Genomic DNA, 22,336 nt, shown 5'->3' with positions numbered 1-22,336 from the left:
AACTTTTCGTCATTGCGAGGAAAAATTGCAAATTTTGACGAAGCAATCTCAGGAGTTTGTTATTATTTCATGAGATTGCCCTGCAATCTACGACTACTCGCAATGACGATTTAGTAGTATCCATGCAACAACGCCGCAGTACTTGTATGATAATGTAGCCAATTTTTGAAGTTCAACGAGTATATTATAATTGTCTTTGTTCTTGAATTAGCTCAAAAACTTCAACTGTGTCTCCTTCTCTAATGTCTTCGTAATTTTCAAATGCTATACCACATTCATATCCTTCTCTCACTTCTTTAACTTCATCTTTAAAGCGTTTTACAGTTTTGAGTTTTCCTTCATGAATGACTACATTATCACGTAATAAGCGTACACCCGCTCCTTTCTTAATCATCCCTTTAGTTACATAGCTACCAGCGATTTTGCCGACTTTGGTAATATTAAATATTTGTCTAATTTCTGCGCTTCCGATATACTGCTCTCTAACGATCGGATCAAGCATACCGCTCATAATGGCTTTTATATCATCAATTAAATGATATATTATACTATAATATCGAATATCGACTTTTTCTCTTTCTGCGGCAGTTAAGGCATTTGCCCCTGCTCTAACGTTAAAGCCGACAATAATAGCCGAAGAAGCATGTGCAAGAGATACATCGGATTCCGTTATCGGACCTACGCCGCTATGAAGTATACGAAGCTTTATCTCATCACTCGGTAATTTTAATAAGCTACCTGAAATAGCTCCAACCGCCCCTTGAACATCACCTTTAATAATTAAAGGTAATTCCTTAATTTTACTATTACCGGAAGCTTTTAAAAATAAATCTTCTAAACTTGAACGCGGTGCAATAGATATTTTTTTTTCTTTAGCAAGACGCATTCTATATTCGGCTATATCTTTTGCTTGTTTCTCATTTTGTACTATGTTAAATTTATCGCCGGCACAAGGCACTCCATTTAAACCCTGAATTTCTACAGGAACAGACGGAGTTGCTTCTACTATTTCTAGTCCCTTATCATTAGTCATCTTTTTAACTTTACCGTAAGAAGTACCAGCTATTATAATATCACTGTTTCTTAAAGTACCTCGCTGAACTAATATAGTGGTTAGCGTTCCTCTTCCTTGTTCAATTTTTGACTCGATTACAACACCGGCAGCTGAACCGAAAGGATTTGCCTTTAAATCCTGCATTTCTGCAATTAATAAAATTGCTTCTTCAAGTTTATCTAAGTTAATTTTCTTTAGTGCCGAGATAGGAATAACCATAACGTCACCACCTGCCTCTTCGCCGATAATTTCGTGGACATATAATTCGTTCTTTACACGCTCAATATCAATATCAGGCTTATCAATCTTATTAATAGCTACAATTATAGGAACGCCCGCTGCTTTCGCATGATTAATTGCCTCAACCGTTTGCGTTTTGATTCCATCATCTGCTGCGACCACTATAATAACTATATCCGTTACTTTAGCACCTCTTGACCGCATTTCCGAAAAAGCTTCATGTCCCGGAGTATCAATAAAAGTAATTGCTCTACCGTCTGCAAGAGTTACTCTATAAGCCCCAATATGTTGTGTAATGCCGCCTAGCTCACCTGCAGCAATATCTGTAGACTTAAGAGCGTCAAGCAATGAGGTTTTACCATGATCGACATGACCCATTACCGTCACAACCGGAGCACGCGTTCTTAAATCCTCAACCTTATCATCACTAATTAAAACATTTTCAACATCTGACTCTTGGACTCTTTTTACCGTATGCCCTAAATTTGTTGCAACTAGTTCTGCCGTATCGGCATCTATTGTTTGGCTAGCATTTGCAAGAATACCGAGTTTCATTAATTCTTTAATTACATCAGCCACTCTTTCAGACATAGCATTTGCAAGATCGCCGACTCCGATAACTTCCGGGATCGTCACTTCTCTATATACTTTCTCAGGTGCTTGTGATACTAATTTACGCTTTTCTTTTTCTCTAGCTCTTTTTATAGACGCAAGACTTCTAGTTCTACCGCTGCCGCTTTCATCGTCACTAAGCATATTGAAAAGATCGGCTTTTTTGAATTTTTTTGGCTCTTCTAGCTTAATTTTTGGTGCGACTATTTTACTATCTGTTGTTTTATCTAATTCTTTCTCTAATTCTATACCGTAACGTGTTCGCATTCCTACTAAAGGAGACTTTACAAAAGTTTCTCCTTTCTTTTTAGGTATTTGTGACGGTATATCTTCATCATCTTGAACGATTTTAGCACTAACTTCTACTTTATTTTCTTCGGTATTTTGCTGTTTTTGTTCAACTTCTTTATCAGTTTCTAGCGGTTCTACTTTTGAGTTAGCAGACTGGTTAATACTTGCAAGTTTACTTAAAGTGCTTATTTTTGAAGGGTCATTTAATTTAGATTGCTCAGCAGCTTTTTTAAGAACAGATAAACGTCTGTTAAATTCTTCCTTATTAGCATCAATAACAGTTTGATCTAAGCTATTCCTTTCTTTATTTAATGAAAGGGTAGTAGTAGCACTACCGGTAGAGCTTTTTCTAACTTCTACTAGCGTTTTAGATTTAGCATTAACAAAGCTTTGAGCTCCTGTAAGAGAGTCAAAAGACTTATTAAGCGATAATTTTGAATTGCCAAGTGTCAACTTTTTGGGTTTGATTTCCTGGTTATCCGTCATATTTAAAACCTTTGTGTTTCTGTTTTTTCCGTCTACTACTTGATTATGTCATTCCTAGCTAAAAGCGGCGTTTGCTCGCATGGCTTGTTTATGTCATCCATCTATAAAAAAACTTGTTTTTATAGATTTATTTTTCAAGGACGCCCTAATTACTAAGCTATTTATTCTGGATGCCTGCTTTCGCAGGAATGACATACACCCTACATTCAACCAACTAACTATCCTTCAATTCACCATGCTGTCTAGCAGTTTGAATCAGCAATTTAATATTTTCATCCGTTATATTAGAATTTGGAGCTAAATTTTTAAATTCATTTACGCTCATCTCTCCTAAATCTTCTATGGTCTTTATACCATATTCGGCAAATTTTAATATTAATTCAAGCGATAATTCTAATATATCTATTAATTCTTGCTCAACTCCTAGATCCTCTAGCTTTTTGATAATCTTTTCATTCTTAAGGTCGACATAATTAATAGCTCGATTTTTAATCTCTACGGCAAGTTCTTCCTCAAAGCCTTCGACTCTTGTTAAAGTACTAATCTCACTACTAGCAATTTGTTCTACTGAATTAAATCCCGTTACCGATAAAAGCTGACCTATAACTTCTTCAACATCTAAAGCTTCCATAAATAATTCCGTAGAAGTTAAGAACTCTTCATTTCTTCTTTTTGATTCTTGCTCTTCGGTCATTATATCGATATTCCAACCTGTAAGCTGAGAAGCTAAACGAACATTCTGCCCTCTTCTACCTATTGCAATACTTTGATTTTCTTGTGAAACTACTACTTCTACCTTATGCCTATCCTCATCAATCAAAATTTTTGTGATTTCCCCAGGTGCAAGCGGTGCAAGAGCATTAACTATAAACTGTGCAAGATCATTACTCCATAATACTATATCAATTTTCTCTCCGTTTAATTCATTTGTTACGGCTTTTACTCTATTACCTCTAATACCTACGCATGAACCTACAGGATCTATACTACTATCCGAAGCAAATACCGCTATTTTTGCTTTTGAACCGGGATCACGTGCTACTGATTTTATTTGAATAATATCTTCAAAAATTTCAGGTACTTCTAGCTTAAATAGTTTAACTAGCATCTGGTTATCTACTCTAGACAAGAAAATCTGCGGTCCTTTTGTTTCTTGCCTTACATCCTGTACATATGCTTTTATACGATCATTAGGTTTAAAATTCTCACCCTTAATTAATTGATCTTTTTTTATTATTGCTTCAGCACGACTCAAGTCAACTATTATATCACCGTATTCTATTCTCTTAACTATCCCGTTTATAATTTCGCCTTTTCTATCTTTAAAGTCATGATATTGTTTTTCACGTTCAGCTTCTATAACACGTTGAGTTATAACTTGTTTTGCAGCTTGAGCCGATACTCTAGCATGATCAATCGGCGGTAAATATTCATATATCTCATCACCGATTTTAGCTTCCGGATTCTTTATTAAAGCTTCTTCAAGTGAGATTTGCGTTAAGTAATCTTCTACATCTTCCACTATTTTTAAGATCCTTAAAAGATTTATCTCACCGGTTTTCCTATTTATCTGAGCTTTAATATTATATTCATTACCGTATTTTTTTCGTCCTGCTGCTTGTACCGCTTGTTCAACCGTTGAAATCAAAATTTCTTTTGATATTCCTTTCTCACGGGCTACAGAATCTATAATTTGTAAAATTTCTACATTACCTATATTAGACATACATTATCTCTTATTGCTTTAGCAATTTTTTAAATACTTCTTCAGTTAAAACTAGATTAGCATTTTTAATTAAATCATAATCAATTAGTACTTCTTGTTCTTCACATTTTAAATATATTGTATTATTTTCGGCTTTAATTATTTTACCCTGATAACGAGTTTTGCCGTTCAATAATTCTTTAAGTTTGATTTTAACTTCTCTTTCTAAAAATCTATTATAATTTTCAAACTTTACTAACGGACGTTCAAGACCGCTTGATGCTACCTCTAAAGAATATGCAGCTTCTATTAAATCTTCAACATCTAGAATAGCGGAGATAGTCCTACTTGCTTTAGTACAATCGTCCACAGATATTCTTTCGCCGTTTAAACTATCAATCAATATCTCGACTACTTTAGGGTTAACACCTTTAAACTTAACAAGAACTAACTCAAACCCCATATCCGTCAAGGATTCTTCTATTATGTTTGTTATTTGTTGTTCAATAGTTTGCATATTTGATATTTATAACAAAAAAGGTGGGATAAACAACCCACCTATCCTATCTATAATTTTTATAATGCTTATCCGTAACGAAAATACACTAATTAGACTATATAAGCAATATTTAACTTTATATTTTTGTAAAACTACATATTTATAAATTTATAAATGGGCAAATACTCGATAATCCCTCTTGTCCGCTTAGAGATGGATCATAGTTCTCCTCCTGATGAACAAAATGCTTCTACATGAATCTGAGTATACATAACCCCCATTTTCGCTTCTAATATATGCTGCACATGATCGTTAAAAGAATGAGGACCACAAATTTCATCAGTTTCACCTTTTAAAATGCCTAATAAAAATTCTTCAGCTATTCTACCGGTATGATAATGTATATTATCGTTCTCATTAATATTATTATATATCTTGAGTATAAAATTTATCATAGTGAATTTCAGTATCGCATATTGCTGCAATATCAGTTAATTTTTTTACAGCTGTATCTAATTGAAATGTATCACTGTTTTTATTTCTAGTAGAGTGAATAATGTGCATAACGGCGGGAAGCTTAACATTTTCTTCATTTGTTATACTATTAATTCTAGAAATAGAATGGCTTTCTCCCGACCCGCCGCTGATAAGAACGAGATCTTTATTGTTTTCTATATCCGATTCAATATATGAATGGTGTACTTTTACCAGCTGATTTTCAGAATCAAATAGATAATTTGTTACAGTTCCATTAGGATTTTTCTTTATTAAGATTCATAATAATGACCTTCTTCATCATGACCGGTTTTTATAACTGTAAATTCACTGTATTTTTCTCCTACTTTAACAGTAATAATTTGCCCATGTTTGTGCGGTATTACTTTTTGTTCATTTTGTCTATAAAATTTTATTTTTGCCGTATTTTTATCAGTACTTTCTATTTCGATTTTTATTTTATGACTTTCAAAACTCTCTATATTATACTTTGCTTTTAATTCATCATATTGCTTCTTTTCAGCACTTACAAAATGCTTTCCTACTATATTTAATATTGCCGTTACCAGCCTGTTACCCTAATCTACATTTGATATAAGCTCTTCAGCAACAGGTTGATATAACGTTGAAGGAATATTACGCCCTACATGTATACCAACAATTTTTGATACTGCCCTTTTAAATTTATGATCATTCTCTAATGCTGATTGGATCACTTCTAAAAGATCTACTTCATCTGTTTTGCTATATGAACTTAAAACCTTTAGAATACTACTGCCGGTAAGATTTAAAAAATTTTTCATTGCATTTGGCTGTATTCCTTTCTCAGGTTTTTCAGTATTAAAACGATTACTATTAAACCACTACTTCATATTTAGTAGCTAAATTTCCATAAAAATTTAAAGATTTAGTAATATCAAAATTCTTAAATAGCTCAGCAGCTTTTCTTATTTCTCTCACTATAGTTGTTCTAGACATGATTACTCCTTTTTTAATAATATAACTTTTAAATATGCGTTTAAAATACATATTATAGTAACTATAACTAGACTTATATAGACGTTTTTTTTGTATATTCAAGGTAAAAATAAATAAAATTTTTATGCAGTTAACAAGTTTTACCGACTACGGATTACGTAGCCTTATATATCTTGCTTCAAAACCGGAAAGAATTTGTAGTGTAAAAGAGATATCAGAGTACTATAATAATATTTCCCTTAATCATTTGATAAAAGTGATTCATAGATTAGCACAATTAGGATATATTAATAGTAGTAAAGGAAAAGGAGGAGGAATTAAGCTAGCATTTAGCCCTTCTTCCATGAAGTTGGGAGATATAATAGAAAAATTAGAACCTAATATGGATATAGTAGAATGTTTCAATAAAAATACTAATAGCTGCAGAATTACAAATTCATGCCAATTTAAACATTTTATTAAAGAAGCAAGTGAAGCATTTATAAAAACATTGAATAATTATACATTAGAAGATGCAATGATTACTAAAACAATTCAAATTAAGGATAAATTATAGAAAAATAACCGTTTTTCTTTTTCCGCATATTAAAAACTCTTGATTCCCCTTAGCTCCTAGTATTGGACTTGCTATTACACCAAATATTTTAAAATTATGCTCTTTCTCAAGCCAATCTTTGATTTTATCGCATACTTTTTGATGTAAGAGAGGATTTTTAATAATTCCTCCCTGCTCTATTTCATGCTTTGCGACCTCAAACTGCGGTTTTATTAAAGCAATAAGCATGCAATCTTCTTTAACTAAATTTAGTGCAGTCGGTAATATAGTAGTTAAACTAATAAAGCTGGCATCGCAAACAATTAAATCAGGCTTCGTTATTATTTGTTTATCGGTTAAATATCGTGCATTAGTCTTCTCAAGCACCTTAATGTGTGGATTGTCGCGTAATTTAGGATGAAGTTCGCCATAACCGACATCTACGGCAAAAATTAATTTTGCTTTACGCTCAAGTAACACTTCTGTAAAACCGCCGGTGCTACTACCGATATCAATACAAACTAAATTTTCGGGATCAATTTTAAAATAATCCAAAGCGGCAATTAATTTTAATGCCCCTCTTGAAACATAATGATGTTTTGGTAGCTTTACCTTAATGTCGGTGTCATTTATATTAACCTGTATCCCAGGCTTAATTAACTGCTCATGCTTATTATGTACTTTACCTTGGATAATCAAGCTTCGTGCTATGGTAATATCTGTTACAAAACCTTTTTGCAGCAAATATTCATCAAGCCTTATTTTAGCCATTACGGTTTAAATTTGAATTTAACTTATGTTATAAGGGCTCATGAGATAGAAAATATACAATTTGTCTAATTGAAAGTTGCAGTTTCAATTAGACATAATATATTTGAGCCATACAATAATGCTGCAACTGAAGGGAGCATGGTAATCTAGAAAAATATTCAAACCCTAACCAATATATGTCTTTTCTTACCGGCAGAGAGCTTTATAACATTTTTATCGAGTAAGAAATTAGTGTTAATTATCATATTTTCATCTTCAACTAATCTATCATTTATCTTAGCACCATTCCCTCTTATAAGCTTGCGTGCTTCCGATTTAGAAGTAGCAAGCCCTGCTTCATGAAATAATTCATATGCACTAATACCTGCTTGTAATACTTCCTGCTCTAAAACAACGGTAGGTAAGTTCTCATTGATTTGTCCTTCTTCAAATAGCTTTACTGCAGTTTCTAGAACTGATTTTGCTGCCTGCTCCGAGTGACACAGCTTAGTTAGCTCATAAGCAAGCTGTTTTTTAGCTGCATTAATATCTTCTGCCGCTAAACTCTCAAACCTATTAAGCTCTTCTTGAGTGAACTCGCTATATAATTTGGCAAATCTAACTATGTCGGCATCTTCGCAGTTACGCCAATATTGGTAATAATCATACGGGCTTAGCAAATCTTCATTAAGCCATACCGCTCCCGCAGCAGTCTTGCCCATCTTAGCACCGGAGCTAGTCGTAAGTAGCGGTGTCGTCATACCGAATACTTCTTTGCTGCTTATTTTACGAATTAAATCCGCTCCCATTACGATATTGCCCCACTGATCACTACCGCCAAGCTGCAAGCTGCAATTGTAATGCTTGCTTAAATAGTAAAAATCATAGGCTTGCAATAACATATAGTTAAATTCTAAGAAGCTTAAATGCTGCTCACGCTCAAGCCTTAGTTTTACCGAATCCATAGTCAGCATACGGTTTACCGAGAAATAGCTACCGAAATCCCGTAGAAAATCTAGATAATTGAACGAATCTAACCACTCTGCGTTATCCAGCATAATAGCATCACTTTTACCGTCACCGAATTTGATAAACTTCGACAAAGATTTTTTAATACCTTCGGCATTTTTAGCTATATCTTCTTTGCTTAAAATTTTGCGCACTTCGTCTTTCCAAGTAGGATCACCGATTTTACTCGTACCGCCGCCGATAATTACAATAGGCTTATGCCCGTGCTGCTGAAGCAATCGCAGAATCATTATCTGCATTAAACTACCGATGTGGAGTGATGTAGCAGTACAGTCAAAACCTATATACGCAGCTATTTTTGTTTCTTTCGTTATAGCAGTTAACCGATCCAAATCGGTACATTGATGGAAATATCCTTTATTTATAAATTCTTCTATAAAACGCATATATTATTTCTTATTTTTTAAAAATTCCTTTTTTGCTTTTCTGCTAGGAAATAAAGTATTAAGGAAAATAGCATCTTTATTACCTTTTATATAGAAGTACTGCATATACTTGCGCAATCATTCGAACATATAAAATTTTTTCTTTATATTGCTCTTGATTATGATGTAATTTAATATCTAATAAATTACCGTCAGCAATCGGCTGTATTATTTCTTCAAAGCCTATACCACGCTCATGCAATAACTTAACGTTCTTTTCATGATTATATATATACTTGGTAATAATATTTAGAGTTTAGTAGCGTCTGAATGAATTAGCATATTAAGATAGGTCTGATAAGGCAAACCATGCTTAGAAGCTTTAATTTTTATTGCTGCTATGTCATGTTCTGCAATCCTAATAGTAACAGATTTTTTTTTACTAAGACGTGCTTTTGCAAATTTTTGAAGCAAAGCTATTTCACTGCTATCATCAATTTTTTGCTGCTTTTCAAAATTATCTTCAATATCTTGTTCGTAAGAATCTAGTTTGATACTCATAATACAACCATTTTCAATGTTATATTTATTATAAAGAATGTACGTACTTTGTCAATACTTGATATATTAGATTATCATGCGAATAGTTGTAAATCTGTACATTGGATTTTGTGAAAGAAATTTAATTTAATCTATTTTTTAGTTCTCTTTGCATCATAGGAAGTAAAATATAAATCAAAACAGGTAATAAAGCAAATTTAAGCAAAAGTGTAAAATTAAATAATTAGTAAATAATGCGACTACATATGCAGGAGTAAAAGTGTCTGAAGCAACATTTGAGTATTTTGCTAATGTTACAGCTCATTTTGCAAATGCTATAGAAGCTGCTGTAGGTTGTGCAACGTCTGCTGCTACAGCAGCCGGTTACGGTTATAAAGTACTTGGTAGTGCTTTTATGGGTGCCTGTGCTTATGAAGTAGTAGCCGGTAAAGTAATGACAGGACACGCTTTTGGATGGGCTCTGCCTACATTTGTAAAAGCAGAAATATCAACGGCTGCATGGAGATTTTATGCTCATCCTACAGTTGCTATGGGGATTTGTGTTGGAGCAGCTCTTGCATATTCGCCGGAGAACACATTTGAGTTATTAAAAAATACTACTTATACAGGAATAGAAGCAGCAAAATTTGCTTATGAAAATACAGCAGGGATAGTAAACGGAATAGCCGGCTTAGCTCATCTTGTGTATGATAACTTATCAAGCTACAGTGGAACTCCTCAAGTGGATCTAGCCGGTAGCATAGAAATTCCATGGGCAGATGCTGTTGCATAAATCTCTAAAATAGCCAATAACTAAAAAAGCTGATTATGTCATTCCTGCAGCAAACCAGGGGCGTTGTTGCATAAATCGGTATCATTCCCGCAAGACATTGTTGCGTGAATCAGTAAAATCCACTGTGTCATACCGTGGTTTGACCACGGTATCCAAAAAAATAACTTAAAACACTGGGGGTTCCCGCTGCTGCAGGAAGACATTGCCTGCGTAGATCGATTCCACCATTGTCACCCCGTAGCCTGTACCTGCTGGGTCCAGTTAAAAATACTAGTATTTTTTTATCATATTTATGGATCCCGTGGTCAAACCACGGTATGACAACAGGAAATCGATCCACACAGGCAATGCCCCACGAGAATGACATAGAATAAAAACTGTCCGGTTACCTTACTGATATCTGTTATATTTTATAATAATAAAATTTTATTTCGTTGTTTTGAAATGCATCTTTTTTATTCCTAAAACCCTTTTTCAAAGAGCTACAGGAAAAATTAATATTACCGGCTTGAGCCGTGTCCGGTCCTTCATGTTTTATTTTCTCTATATCCTTACTACTTAAGTACTACAACGGCAATATGCCCTGCTCTTTTTGGATTAGCATTTTTATACACGGATACAACAAAATATCCTTGATTAGCAAATTTTTGTGCTTGAATAAAACTCTCATCACGATTTCCTGCTTTAACAAAATTCCATCCGTTCTTTATTCCGTCTGTTTCAAACCACTCAGCTTGCTTATTTGATAAAGTAGGTAGGTATAAATTCTTCATCGCTTTCAGGATGAGGAAGTAGAGACTGATTTGGACGCCCCAAGGCTGCACTAGCAGCATACGCAAAACAACTACAATGAGTCAAACGCTTTAACTTAGGAGAGTTATATTTTTCTGTTTCTTCTAATAAAGTTTCTCTCGACTTACAATTTATTACATTACTTTTCTGCCACTTTTCCTCAACATTTAAAGAGTTAATTACCGCTAAATTTTTTAGCACTTTCCGATATATTGTCTGCTTGTGCAGTCATATTAATCCAAAGTAAGTAAATTATGATTAATTTTATTTTATTCATTTTTTTCTCATATCAATTTACCTCTATATACAATATATAATATGATAATTCAACTATTAATTGTAATTTTTTATATTTTATTATTCAGAGAAACATAAGAACACTCTATGTTTCTTGACAAATGCTATGCTTTTATATATGCTTCTGCGTATGTTAGCAACAAGAAATAAGGCTTAGAAATAAGTACTTCACACTTAGCACCCGTAGCTCAATTGGATAGAGTATATGACTACGGATCATAAGGTTAGGGGTTCGACTCCTCTCGGGTGCGCCATTCTTCAATTTCTTTCACTTTTATGAATAAATCAAACGGCGGACGCAGCATCAAATCAAGCTTTTCAGGTTTAAGTGTTAGGTTAGCAAAAACTAAATGTGGTAGAAAAACGATGCGGGCAGCATTATATATGGCAGCTGTTAAGTCTGTAAGATATAATTCTGCAGTTAAACCTTTTTATAAAAGACTTGTAGAAAAAGGAAAAGCCAAAAAGTTAGCTCTTATCTTGACTTCTTAAACACAATTACCTATGTAAAGGATAAAGAACTTAAAGGCTTAGTTAAATGCCGTAAGCTGGAACGGACTATATTTTGAGCGAGGTGGATTTAGCTTTACCAAGTGAGATGTAAGCAAGAAAGAAACACATTTATTCCCGGGAAATAAAGATTTTTCTTCTATATAGAGTTATCTCCCAGTTGAGATATTTCTTTTTGACTGATCGTTTAAAACTTTCTGTTGTACCATACTATTACCTTTAGTGCTTGCTCTTATGTTAATCATTCCTGTTGGAATGGCACTTCCAATATTTAAAGCTTTCTGTAGTATTTTTCTAGGTATGTGACTAAATCCTATATCATTAATGTTTTCTAAGTGTTTCTCTAAATTAACCAGATGACTAGAGCCGACACTTGCAATTACATTATATCCTTTACCACGAATCTCATTACTTACGCTCGTCATATATTGTTCATGATTCTCATTATAAAGCGGTGTATCTTTTAAGTGTTCTAGATTTTTACCTTGTAATATAGGTGTATTTTCTAGTTCTGCAGGTAGTTTTATAGGAGTATCAGGATTTTTTTCATTATACTCTAATATAGTTGTTATTTTAATGACGTCTTTCATACCGAGATTTTCGCCATATTGCTTACGTTCAATAGCTGTTACCGTATTTTTATTAATAGTACCTGCTTGTTTCAGCGATTAGTGCTTTAGTGTTATTAGATCAGTTAAATGATTATGTTCTGCTCTAATTTCTACTGAGCCTGTTTTTGCAGCTGCTTTTGTATCAATTGCTTTAAAATCTATATTTGCCGTAATTACCGCTTCCCTATCAAACTTATTCAGTAACTCCTTATTATCATTTACAGCCGCTAAACGCTCGGTTCAATTATATTTTCCATTTACATTTAGCTCTTCTTGTAATAATAAATTAGTAAGGTTTTCTTTTGTGACGCGAGTAAGATTACTAAATTTCAAGTTTTTGACTAGATCAAAAAGTATGAGCATCACCTCATCAAAGTTGCTTACTTTAAGTTTTTTACTTAACTGCTTCTTAACACTGCTATTAAGTACCTCATCTTCGCTATCACTTAGCGTTAACTCTTCATTCTCACTGGCACTATGTTTGCGTTTATTTGTATTTATGCTAGAACTTTTACGTGGCGACTCATTTATCGGTAGGTAATATGTTCCTATTAAATATTAGTTTTTCCTCACTACTGCTGCTAGATAATAAGTCTTGAGAAGCGCTAGAGCTTTTACTCTGCAACTCCTCAATACTGTTAGGTGTAGAGCTCATTTCATCACTTTCTACATCATCAGTAGCAACAGAGCTTGGCGTCTCTTGAGGTGAGCTGCCAAGTGGTTGAAAACGGGCAGAAGTAGGATTTAGGCTTTTTGAAGGGGCTGCCATAATGTTATCATAAAAATTTATAGGTTTACTGATTATACTTAGTTCTTCGTCGCTGTTATTATCTTTTTTTAGGTTTTCATTTTTTTGCTTGAGGATTTTATTTTCTGCTTTTAAATCAGCTATTGTTTCATTAGATTCAGGTGGGGGTGTAGTTTGCATATCCTCATCACTACTATTAGGACTTAACTGATGATTAGAGTCTCCTGGAGAATTTATATCCTTATTTTGTGTGTTAAGATATGGATTCGGTGTTTCTTTATCACTATTCCTAGGACTCAAATGAGAAGATAAATTGAGAGGATTTACATGTGAAGTCGGCTGGGATACACTCATTGTATATTCTGCTATTATTTCTTCTAGGGAATCGTAATTAACATTCAGAGCATCTGGTAGATTAACAACATTAGATTTATCAGCAGTTTTTAAATTTATCTTAATTTCCTCAATATTCTTTTTTTCAATATGTGATGTTAGTTTTATCAGTGTTTTAATTTCATCAGGAGTTACAGTATAACTTACTCCTTCTGTAGGCTTAGTCTCTTTTGATTCATCATATGATATACCAAGAACTTTCTCTAATTTTTCTTTTACCGACTTTGCATTGCTTATAGGAGTAGATATTTGATATTTATAGCTATACTCACCTGATTTTTCTTTTATTCCCACAAGGTCCAAATATAATTTAGGCTTATTATGTTTAGTAGTCGAGAATGTACTATCTAATATTTCACAGTTCTCCATGCCTAATATTGTTTGAATCATTTTAAGTTCTTCTTTATGGTAGTCAGAGATGTGTTTCGTTAACTGTGATTCTATCTTCTGATCAAGTAACTGATTATATGTACCAATTACATATTTTTTAGGAAATTGATCATTTCTTGCTGCTTGTGCTTCAGTCAAAGGGCAAAATCCCCAAGTTTTAAAATTTTCAATAAAATTTTTTCTTTTATTATCATTGATAATATTTTGATATATTATTTGGGCATTTTTTAAAGCATATATACCACAATTAACATCAACGCCCTTATTAGTTAAATGTCCTCCTTGTTCTTTTGAGTTATTTACAATGGGTTTTACAGTTTGACCATTAGAATACATTTCTGCCGCTTTCTGAATATCTTTTGGATAATCACCTCCCATAGAAGCTTTATAAAGTAGTACCACTTGATCATTTTTTTCATCTTTTAAAATAGCAAAGCTTGTCCAATGTCCTACAGGTATATGATAAATTCCTATTATAGGCTTTTCTTTGGTTAATTTTGGAAATGACTCTTGTATATTTTTTATGTTTTCACTCCTCGTTTCATAATCTGGATCATTTTGATCTTGGAAAAAAATTGCCAAATTATTGTTTCATCTATTAATTCCGGAGCGATTGTTTTAATATCACGAGCCTCATAAAGATATTTAGTATCATTTTTTTTGTTATAAGCATTTTCTTTGTCTTCTGCAGTAATACCGTTAGATTTACTATTTGCTCCTTTTCCTTTATTTAGCTGTTGTTTTTCTGAAATAAGAAGTTGAAGAAATTCTACCGACACATCAGGATGTCTTAACAGCTCCTGGTATAACCCATCTGCTGAAAGATTTTTTATGGTATTTTCTCGTGCATAAACAAGGTCTGCTTTTGTTTTTTCAAAAGCTAAGTTTTGACTTTTAAGTTGCTTCACTGCATCGTTTTTTTAGTTTGCAATTTCCTCCAAGTGTAGTAGGTACATTTGGTTGTAGTATTCCTAGAGCAAATTTTGCTCCTAATGTTCCAAAAACTCCGATAATAGATACAACCATGTATCTTGCAGGCAGCTGTATAGTTTCTGCTAAATATAATTCCGCACCTACTATTTCACCCATAGAAGCCATTCCTTGAATAACTCGACAAGCTGTTACTAACCATACAGCTTTAATGCTTATTACTTCATATGAGGGCAAAGTAACCATAATTAACAAGATATAGACATTAAAAAAAGGTGGTAGTAATAATTGTTGTTTTACGTCCTATAGTGTCTCCTATCCAACCAAATATTAAAGCTCCAAAAGGTCTTAATAAATATGTTGAACAAAAAGCAGATGCAGAATAAATAAAAGCTATTTTTGGATCAGCCTTTGGAAAAAACAATTCATTGAATACTACTGCCATATGTACATAAAGCATAAGGTCAAAATATTCAAGAAATGTACCAACAGATAATAAACCTATTGCTTCTTTTTGATTACGATTTAAGCTGCTTTGTTCTTTCTCATAGTCGAGCATAATGTAAAGAAACTTATACTGTTTTATATAAAAGTCAATAGGAAATTTCGCTTTATACGATAAATAAAGAAACGAAGTACAACTTAACCCACTTCATATACTAATACATTGATCTTATATGAATATGGCATAACCTCACCGATAGTGGAAAACTAAAACCTATTAAGAACCAAGTTAAATAAAACTTATATCCCAAATATTGTTTGAATAAATAATTAATACATTCAATCAAAGCTACTGAAGCAACAATTATAGCTAAATTAATAAAACGATTTAATTTTGATTGAGGAAAATCAAAATATTTATAAAACAGTCCCCCAGAAATAGTAAAACCGAGTAATCCCCACAACACCGTCCATACCCAAACAAGACAATTCACGTCAATAATTTTAAGATAAGCTACCATCGGTACGGTTAATAGCCATAAAAACGCTCCAAACATATAAGGGTATTTTTGAATAATCTCTTCTTTGGTTACACTATAATATAACAGCAATAACCATTATTCCAATTGTTATAGATGCAATAATATCAACCGGATAATGATAGCCCTTATAAATCAGCGAAAATCCCATACCGGTTAAAATTACTACTATTATTATTCTTAATAAGGAATATCTAATATTTGTAAAAAACCAACCGTAAAATACTACGCCGCTGCTCATATGACCGCTAGGGAAAGCAAAACCTTTAATATTTAGAGCAGGATTCAAAGGTATTTCAAATGTATATTTTAACAATATATTTAAAATTGTAGTGAAAAGTAATACACAAATAGCTTGTGCAAATAGTTGCCCCTTAAATATAGTAAATCCGAGTATTATGATAATCTCATAACAATATTCTTGTCCAAATAACAAAAAAAAAATTTTGTTAAATATTGAAAAAAATACCCTTATTCATTGCTTTACTTAATTTTATTTATATATAATTGAAGTTATCATAAATAATAAGCTATATATATGAAAAATATTTTCCGCAAATTTGTATTTACTATTTTCGTATGTTTAATAAATTTACAACTATTTGCTGCAAGCTTTAACGAAAAAATACCGTTATATTTTAAATTAACTAACGAAAATCTGTTAGCAGGAAAAAATGCGTTAAATATTGACCTTTGCGACTCTAGAATTAAAGAATGGTGTACAAAGCCACAAAGAGAGCTAGGGCTTAACGGAAAAAAAATAAATGATTACATATCTATTTCACCTGATATTAAAGGAGAATGGCGATTTGGCTGGTGGTATAACATAAATTTTACTCCAGAAAGCAATTTTGTAGCTCATCAAACTTATAAGATTACTATCGAAGATTATATATTCCCTAATTTTATCAGTTTAAACAGTAATAATATAAGTTTCACGACTTTACCGCTACTTCCTATTATTAAAGAAATGAATTATCTACAGGATAATATCGATATTTCCAAAAAATTCGTTCAAACTAAAATAGCTTTTAACTATCCTATCGATCCTAAAACTCTAGAGGCAAGAATAGAGTTTATAAAATCTTCAACTAAAGAAAAATTACCGTTTTCTATCAAATTCAATACCAATAATACGGAAGCTACGATTATTACTAATATACCACTGCTTACAGATAAAGAAGATACAGTGTCCGTAATTATAAAAGACGGTGTTAAACCTCTACATGGCGGAGAAGTTTTTACATATAACAATGTAGAAGATCAAAATAATAAGACGCCAAATAACATAAGATATTCTTATAAAGAAAATGTATTAATTCCAAGTCTATCCTCATATTTAAAAATCACTAATAGTACTGCTACAATTGTTAAAGATGATAAACTAAAACCGGAACAGATAATTATAATTACCACAAATACACCGGTTTCGGGTGAGGAAATAAAAAAACATTTAGAGTTATTTTTATTACCGCAAGATAAGCCGGCTTTCTTAGGAGTTGCAGGCAAAACAAATTATAAATGGCAACATCAGAAAGAAATAACCGATGATATTCTTAAATCGAGTGAAAAAATAAATTTTGAGCTTTTATCTTCCGTCCCAAGCATTACTACTATGCATAGTTTTAGAGTAGATACATTTGCCTCAAGAGCTTTGCTTGTTAAAGTAAATCAAGGTGTTAAAACATCGGATAATTTAACACTCGGCTCAGATTATTTTCAAATCGTACAAATACCGGGTAACCCTAAAGAAGTTAAGCTAATGTCCGACGGTTCTATTCTTTCATTAGCCGGCGAAAGAAAGCTTCCCGTATATTCACTTGGCATAGATAAATTATATTTAGAAATCGATAAGATTAATCAGCAAGAAGTTAATCATTTAATCAGTCAAACAAATAGATATAATATTTTCCAAAATCCGACTTTTATAAATGAATATACCTTTAATGAGTATAATATTTCCGAGGTATTTCAAGAGGAAGTAATAGTTAACTCTCAAAATTTAAATTTACCTCATTATACCGATTTAGATTTCAGTAAATATTTTAATTTAGAAGCAGCAGGCAGCTATTCCAAGGGGTTATTTCTAGCAAAAGTTTATGCTAAAGACAATAATAACATTATATCTCAAGATAAAAGATTAATTTTAGTTACTGATCTTGGTTTTATAGTAAAAACCGATAAAACCGGAACGCATCATATCTTTGTTTCTTATATCAGTAACGGTAAACCGGCTGGCGGCGTAAAAGCAGATATTATAGGACTTAACGGTGAGGTGTTAGTAAGCAGCAAAACCGATAGTAAAGGACATGCCGTTTTATCAAATATAAATGATTTTACAAAAGAAAAAACTCCAGTGGCTTATATATTAACTACTAAGGATGATTTTTCATTTATGCCGTATAGTAGAATTGATAGACAAGTTAATTATTCTCGGTTTGATGTAGCAGGAGCCGTTAGTTCTGATCAAGGGTTAAAAGCTTATTTATTTTCCGATCGTGGCATCTATAGACCAAGCGAGCAAGGTCACATAGGTATTATGCTCAAACAAACCGACTGGCAAGGAAAATTTGATGGCTTACCTTTAACAATACAAGTAACTAACCCTAGAGGAAAAGTAATAGATAAAAGTAAAATAGCTCTAGATGCAGAAGGATTCGGCGAATATTTATTCTCAACGTTTGATGATTCCTTAACCGGCTTATACAATATAAGCTTATATTTAGTAGGAGATAAAGGCAGCAATAACTATCTTAATAGCGTGTCTGTCAGGGTTGGTGATTTTCAGCCTGACCGCATGAAAATAAACATAAACTTCAATAACTCACAAGATGAGCTATGGACGAATCCAAAAGACCTTAAAGCAACCGTTAATCTCATAAATCTTTACGGCACTCCTGCAGAAAATAGAAAAGTCAGCGGCTTTATTGATATTAGACCTACCAAGTTTTTCGTACCTAGCTTTAAAGAATATAAATTTTATAGTAGCAAAGGAAATAAAGAGTTTTTTAACGAACGTTTAGGAGATATTACTACCGACTCTAAAGGTACGGCAAACTTTGACCTTAACCTCGAGAAATATTATAACGCTACTTTTAATCTAACATTTTCAGCAGAAGGATTTGAGCCTGATTCAGGAAGAAGCGTAAACGCAAGCAAATCGCTTATAGTTTCACCTCTGCCTTATATTATAGGATTTAGAAGCGATAGCGATCTAAAATATATTAAGAAAAAAACAAGCTCGGCAATAGAATTCATAGCCATATCAAATAAAGCAGAAAAAGTAGCTGCACCTAATTTAACTCTTAACTTAAAAAAGATTAATTATGTAAATAACTTAGTAGCAGATAGTAACGGTAATTATTCTTACAGTTCCGTACCTATTGAGACTAATATATCTTCTGACAAAGTTAATATCACGGCAAACGAAAGTTATATTTATAAAGTGCCTACTAAAGAAGCAGGCGATTACGTTATTTACTTAACCGATAAAGAAGATACAATCTTTGCCCAAGCTGAATTTTCGGTAATAGGTGAAGAAAATGTTACGGCTAATTTAACAGACAAAGCAAATTTAAAAGTTAAACTTGATAAAGATGATTATAAAGCCGGCGATACTATTCTTTTAAATATTATAACTCCTTATACAGGTTATGGGTTAATTACTATCGAGACCGATAAAGTACATAATTTTGAATGGTTTAAAGCTGATGAAAATAATAGCATTCAAGAAATAAAAATTCCTGACGGCTTTGAGGGTAAAGGATATGTAAATGTACAATTTATAAGAGACATAGAAGCTACGGAAATCTTTATGTCACCGTTTAGCTATGCAGTAGTACCGTTTACTGCGGGCATTTATAAACATAAACAAGATATTAAATTAACACTTCCTGCAAAAATCAAATCGGGAGAAAAGCTAGCAATTCGTTACCGTACTACAAATCCCGGTAAAATAATAATATTTGCTGTTGATGCAGGAATATTATCATTTGCCGGTTATCAGACTCCTGACCCACTTAATTACTTTATTAACGATAAAGCCTTGGAAGTCCGAACATCACAAATAATGGATTTAATATTACCTGAGCGTCCTTTATTAATGAAAGCTTATATGGCGGCTCCTGCCGGAGACGGTTTTATAAATGTCGCTCGAAACCTTAATCCGTTTAAAAGAAAAAGTCAACCTCCCGTAGCATTTTGGTCAGGAATTTTAGAAGCGGATCTTGATGAGAGAGAAGTCACATTTGATATACCAAGCTATTTTAACGGCACTTTAAGAGTGATAGGGGTAGCCTCAAGCCTTGACTCTATAGGAACTTCCAAAGCTGATTTATTAGTCCAATCCGATCTTATTATCAATCCAAATTTACCTTTATTTGTAGCTCCGAATGATGAATTTACAGTACCGGTAACAATATTTAATAACCTAAAAGATTCAGGAAATGCTCAGGTTTTGCTCAATATTGAAACAAGTGAAGGACTTAAAATATTAGATTATCCTAAAGAGATACCGATAGACGAAAATAAGGAAGCTACTATTCATGTTAAATTAAAAGCGACTGATAAACTCGGTGCGGCAGATTTAAAGGTTGTGGCTTCTATAAATCACCTAAAGCCGGATATAATATCTATGGCAGTAGTACATAGCTCCGAATTAACTAGTACTACGAGCATTCGCCCTGCTAGTCCGAGCGTTACAACAGTTGATACAGGCTTTATTACAGACAACAAGGCTAATTTAAAAATCTTACGGGATTTATATCCTGAATTTGCTAAACTGCAAATTTCCGCTTCTAAATCACCGCTAGCTATTATTTCTGGCTTTAAAGATTTCCTAGATAATTATCCGTATGGTTGTACTGAACAATTAATAAGCCAAAATTTTGCCAATATTTTATTATATAATGAACAAGAGCTAGTGCAGATTCTTAAAACTGATCGTAAAAAAATGGATGAATCATTATCAAAAATATTCCAAACTTTATCGGAACGTCAAAATTATGACGGTGGATTTAGATATTGGAACAATTTTAATGACGATTCCGATCCATTTATTTCCGTTTATGCTATGCATTTCTTAAGCGAGGGAGCAACTAGATATTTAGCCGTTCCAAGTGATACATTTAATCAAGGTATTTACTATTTAGAAAATATGGCTAACAGATCAATAAACTCCTTAGATGAAGCAAGAGAAAAGGCATATGCGGTTTATATCCTGACGCAAAACAGCGTTATTACTACAAGCTATATTGCAAATATTTTAAAATATTTAGACGAGTACCATAAAAATACATGGCAAGATGATTTGACTAGCGTTTATTTAGCAGCTAGCTATAAAATGCTGCAAATGAATGAAGAAGCGGAGAAATTATTAGACAGATTTACTCTAAATAAACCTATATCAAAAACAAACTATCAGTATTACAATCCTCTAATAAAATATAGTCAGTATTTATACTTAATTTCTATGCATTTTCCGGAACGGTTAAAAGATTTTGACCCAAAAATTGTACAGGATATCGCTCTTTTTGCTAAAGATAACTATAATAGCCTATCCGCAAGCTATGCAATTATGGCAAGTCTTGCCTATGCCGATAAAATAAATAATGTAGATGAGGCTACTATTAAAGTAACCTCTACAGATAAAGAAGTTACTTTAACAGGCGATAAAGTGATGATTGCTGAGCTGTCGGTAGAAAATAAGAATATCGACTTCACATCCTCAAGTAACGGCTTTTTCTATCAGCTTTTAACTTCAGGCTATGATAAGCAATTAACAGAAAATAAAGAGATAGTTAAAGGCATAGAAATAACAAAAAAATATCTCGATGAAAATAATAAAGAGGTTAGCAAAGTAAAATTAGGTGATAATATTACGGTGGAAATCACCATGCGTTCAGGTAGTAATAAAACCTTGAGCAATATGGTGCTACTTGATTTATTACCGGCAGGCTTCGAGCTTTTACCGGATAACAACCACGTAAATATATTAGAACGCACGCAGGAAGTAATGATATGGAAACCGATATATATATATAATCGTGATGATAGAGTTATGATTTTCGGTACTATTTCTGATCAAAAAATGACGTATCAGTATAAAATCAAAGCAGTTAATAAGGGCATATTCTCTACTCCTGCTATTTACAGTGAAGCTATGTACGACCCTCAAACTTACTATCGTGGTGTTATAGGCAATATTATTGTGGAGTAGCGTTACCCGCACGGTTTTTATGTCATTCCCGCTTTCGCAGGAATGACATTGCTCCATGCAACAATGCCAATGCCCCGCAAGAATGACATAGTA

The 22,336-nt window shown here is 32.9% G+C and carries 20 protein-coding genes, 1 tRNA gene and 3 pseudogenes; 5 read left to right on the top strand and 19 right to left on the bottom strand.

The window, feature by feature from the left end; all coding sequences use genetic code 11:
• Window positions 1-184: 184 nt before the first annotated feature.
• From infB to A3305_RS11315, 6 genes and pseudogenes are all read right to left on the bottom strand, one after another.
• Entirely contained in the window at window positions 185-2,683 is a 2,499-nt protein-coding gene (infB, locus tag A3305_RS07530) for a translation initiation factor IF-2 (protein ID WP_014392398.1), read from the bottom strand.
• 214 nt (window positions 2,684-2,897) lie between these two features.
• Window positions 2,898-4,409 (bottom strand): transcription termination factor NusA, encoded by a 1,512-nt coding sequence (gene nusA, locus A3305_RS07525; protein ID WP_014392397.1) that lies wholly within the window; start codon window positions 4,407-4,409, stop codon window positions 2,898-2,900.
• 10 nt (window positions 4,410-4,419) lie between these two features.
• A complete protein-coding gene (rimP, locus tag A3305_RS07520; protein ID WP_014392396.1) occupies window positions 4,420-4,905 on the bottom strand; it encodes a ribosome maturation factor RimP in 486 nt (161 codons plus the stop codon).
• 232 nt (window positions 4,906-5,137) lie between these two features.
• Window positions 5,138-5,451, bottom strand: a pseudogene (locus A3305_RS07515) (hypothetical protein).
• A gap of 509 nt (window positions 5,452-5,960) precedes the next feature.
• Entirely contained in the window at window positions 5,961-6,185 is a 225-nt protein-coding gene (locus A3305_RS10910) for a hypothetical protein (RefSeq protein WP_226983919.1), read from the bottom strand.
• 52 nt (window positions 6,186-6,237) lie between these two features.
• On the bottom strand, window positions 6,238-6,360 hold the full coding sequence (locus A3305_RS11315; RefSeq protein WP_264357818.1) for a hypothetical protein: 123 nt from the start codon (window positions 6,358-6,360) through the stop codon (window positions 6,238-6,240).
• Between the two features lie 124 nt (window positions 6,361-6,484).
• Here A3305_RS11315 and A3305_RS07505 point away from each other — a divergent pair, with 124 nt between their 5' ends.
• Entirely contained in the window at window positions 6,485-6,916 is a 432-nt protein-coding gene (locus A3305_RS07505) for an Rrf2 family transcriptional regulator (RefSeq protein WP_014392395.1), read from the top strand.
• Here the strand turns inward: A3305_RS07505 and A3305_RS07500 are convergent.
• The 4 genes and pseudogenes from A3305_RS07500 to A3305_RS07485 form a co-directional block, all read right to left on the bottom strand.
• Window positions 6,911-7,666, bottom strand: a complete 756-nt coding sequence (locus A3305_RS07500) for a TlyA family RNA methyltransferase (protein WP_014392394.1) — start codon at window positions 7,664-7,666, stop codon at window positions 6,911-6,913. The genes A3305_RS07505 and A3305_RS07500 overlap by 6 nt on opposite strands.
• A 158-nt stretch (window positions 7,667-7,824) precedes the next feature.
• The gene (gene tyrS, locus A3305_RS07495) at window positions 7,825-9,060 is read right to left on the bottom strand and encodes a tyrosine--tRNA ligase (RefSeq protein WP_014392393.1); all 1,236 of its coding nucleotides are present in this window, start codon (window positions 9,058-9,060) and stop codon (window positions 7,825-7,827) included.
• A gap of 3 nt (window positions 9,061-9,063) precedes the next feature.
• Window positions 9,064-9,343 (bottom strand): annotated as a pseudogene (locus tag A3305_RS07490) (hypothetical protein).
• 5 nt (window positions 9,344-9,348) lie between these two features.
• Window positions 9,349-9,600, bottom strand: a complete 252-nt coding sequence (locus A3305_RS07485) for a CopG family antitoxin (protein WP_014392391.1) — start codon at window positions 9,598-9,600, stop codon at window positions 9,349-9,351.
• Between the two features lie 460 nt (window positions 9,601-10,060).
• Between A3305_RS07485 and A3305_RS07480 the strand changes: the two genes are divergently transcribed.
• Window positions 10,061-10,372 carry a hypothetical protein gene (locus tag A3305_RS07480; RefSeq protein WP_041860607.1) on the top strand — a complete coding sequence of 104 codons (312 nt, stop codon included), beginning with the start codon at window positions 10,061-10,063 and terminating at the stop codon, window positions 10,370-10,372.
• A 554-nt stretch (window positions 10,373-10,926) separates the two neighbouring features.
• Here the strand turns inward: A3305_RS07480 and A3305_RS10905 are convergent.
• Window positions 10,927-11,145: a hypothetical protein gene (locus A3305_RS10905; RefSeq protein WP_226983918.1), complete on the bottom strand. Its 219-nt coding sequence runs from the start codon at window positions 11,143-11,145 to the stop codon at window positions 10,927-10,929.
• On the bottom strand, window positions 11,111-11,365 hold the full coding sequence (locus tag A3305_RS10900) for a hypothetical protein (RefSeq protein ID WP_226983917.1): 255 nt from the start codon (window positions 11,363-11,365) through the stop codon (window positions 11,111-11,113). Before A3305_RS10900 ends, A3305_RS10905 begins: the two co-directional genes overlap by 35 nt.
• Window positions 11,366-11,638: 273 nt before the next feature.
• Here A3305_RS10900 and A3305_RS07465 point away from each other — a divergent pair.
• Both A3305_RS07465 and A3305_RS07460 read left to right on the top strand, forming a co-directional pair.
• Window positions 11,639-11,715, top strand: a tRNA-Arg gene (locus tag A3305_RS07465).
• 22 nt (window positions 11,716-11,737) lie between these two features.
• Complete coding sequence (locus tag A3305_RS07460) at window positions 11,738-11,953, top strand: transposase (RefSeq protein ID WP_014392387.1); 216 nt, start codon at window positions 11,738-11,740, stop codon at window positions 11,951-11,953.
• A gap of 167 nt (window positions 11,954-12,120) precedes the next feature.
• Here A3305_RS07460 and A3305_RS07455 read toward each other — a convergent pair whose 3' ends face one another.
• The 7 genes and pseudogenes from A3305_RS07455 to A3305_RS10885 form a co-directional block, all read right to left on the bottom strand.
• Window positions 12,121-12,561 (bottom strand): hypothetical protein, encoded by a 441-nt coding sequence (locus A3305_RS07455; protein WP_014392386.1) that lies wholly within the window; start codon window positions 12,559-12,561, stop codon window positions 12,121-12,123.
• 544 nt (window positions 12,562-13,105) lie between these two features.
• Window positions 13,106-14,695: a hypothetical protein gene (locus A3305_RS10895; RefSeq protein WP_014392385.1), complete on the bottom strand. Its 1,590-nt coding sequence runs from the start codon at window positions 14,693-14,695 to the stop codon at window positions 13,106-13,108.
• A complete protein-coding gene (locus A3305_RS07445) occupies window positions 14,635-15,021 on the bottom strand; it encodes a hypothetical protein (protein WP_014392384.1) in 387 nt (128 codons plus the stop codon). The genes A3305_RS10895 and A3305_RS07445 overlap by 61 nt, the downstream gene beginning before the upstream one ends.
• Window positions 15,008-15,280, bottom strand: a complete 273-nt coding sequence (locus tag A3305_RS07440) for a hypothetical protein (protein ID WP_373604502.1) — start codon at window positions 15,278-15,280, stop codon at window positions 15,008-15,010. The genes A3305_RS07445 and A3305_RS07440 overlap by 14 nt, the downstream gene beginning before the upstream one ends.
• 97 nt (window positions 15,281-15,377) lie before the next feature.
• A pseudogene (locus A3305_RS07435) lies at window positions 15,378-15,602 on the bottom strand (hypothetical protein); the annotation flags it as partial.
• A gap of 100 nt (window positions 15,603-15,702) precedes the next feature.
• Window positions 15,703-16,098, bottom strand: a complete 396-nt coding sequence (locus A3305_RS10890; RefSeq protein ID WP_226983916.1) for a hypothetical protein — start codon at window positions 16,096-16,098, stop codon at window positions 15,703-15,705.
• The gene (locus A3305_RS10885; protein WP_226983915.1) at window positions 16,082-16,462 is read right to left on the bottom strand and encodes a phosphatase PAP2 family protein; all 381 of its coding nucleotides are present in this window, start codon (window positions 16,460-16,462) and stop codon (window positions 16,082-16,084) included. Before A3305_RS10885 ends, A3305_RS10890 begins: the two co-directional genes overlap by 17 nt.
• A gap of 102 nt (window positions 16,463-16,564) precedes the next feature.
• Between A3305_RS10885 and A3305_RS07425 the strand changes: the two genes are divergently transcribed.
• On the top strand, window positions 16,565-22,243 hold the full coding sequence (locus A3305_RS07425; RefSeq protein WP_014392383.1) for an alpha-2-macroglobulin family protein: 5,679 nt from the start codon (window positions 16,565-16,567) through the stop codon (window positions 22,241-22,243).
• Window positions 22,244-22,336: the final 93 nt, after the last annotated feature.

Origin of the sequence: Rickettsia amblyommatis, assembly GCF_002078335.1 — a bacterium.
Lineage (GTDB): Bacteria > Pseudomonadota > Alphaproteobacteria > Rickettsiales > Rickettsiaceae > Rickettsia > Rickettsia rickettsii.
The sequence above is the reverse complement of the archived record's forward strand: the minus strand, read 5'-3'. Positions and strand labels throughout refer to the sequence as shown.

What these genes read in the sequence shown, in the direction of transcription:
- A3305_RS07455 (WP_014392386.1), bottom strand. Translation starts at nt 12,561, where the DNA reads ATGAAAGACGTCATTAAAATAACAACTATATTAGAGTATAATGAAAAA.
- A3305_RS07505 (WP_014392395.1), top strand. Translation starts at nt 6,485, where the DNA reads ATGCAGTTAACAAGTTTTACCGACTACGGATTACGTAGCCTTATATAT.
- A3305_RS07425 (WP_014392383.1), top strand. Translation starts at nt 16,565, where the DNA reads ATGAAAAATATTTTCCGCAAATTTGTATTTACTATTTTCGTATGTTTA.
- A3305_RS10910 (WP_226983919.1), bottom strand. Translation starts at nt 6,185, where the DNA reads ATGAAAAATTTTTTAAATCTTACCGGCAGTAGTATTCTAAAGGTTTTA.
- A3305_RS07500 (WP_014392394.1), bottom strand. Translation starts at nt 7,666, where the DNA reads ATGGCTAAAATAAGGCTTGATGAATATTTGCTGCAAAAAGGTTTTGTA.
- rimP (WP_014392396.1), bottom strand. Translation starts at nt 4,905, where the DNA reads ATGCAAACTATTGAACAACAAATAACAAACATAATAGAAGAATCCTTG.
- A3305_RS07460 (WP_014392387.1), top strand. Translation starts at nt 11,738, where the DNA reads ATGAATAAATCAAACGGCGGACGCAGCATCAAATCAAGCTTTTCAGGT.
- nusA (WP_014392397.1), bottom strand. Translation starts at nt 4,409, where the DNA reads ATGTCTAATATAGGTAATGTAGAAATTTTACAAATTATAGATTCTGTA.
- infB (WP_014392398.1), bottom strand. Translation starts at nt 2,683, where the DNA reads ATGACGGATAACCAGGAAATCAAACCCAAAAAGTTGACACTTGGCAAT.
- tyrS (WP_014392393.1), bottom strand. Translation starts at nt 9,060, where the DNA reads ATGCGTTTTATAGAAGAATTTATAAATAAAGGATATTTCCATCAATGT.
- A3305_RS07485 (WP_014392391.1), bottom strand. Translation starts at nt 9,600, where the DNA reads ATGAGTATCAAACTAGATTCTTACGAACAAGATATTGAAGATAATTTT.
- A3305_RS10905 (WP_226983918.1), bottom strand. Translation starts at nt 11,145, where the DNA reads ATGAAGAATTTATACCTACCTACTTTATCAAATAAGCAAGCTGAGTGG.
- A3305_RS11315 (WP_264357818.1), bottom strand. Translation starts at nt 6,360, where the DNA reads ATGTCTAGAACAACTATAGTGAGAGAAATAAGAAAAGCTGCTGAGCTA.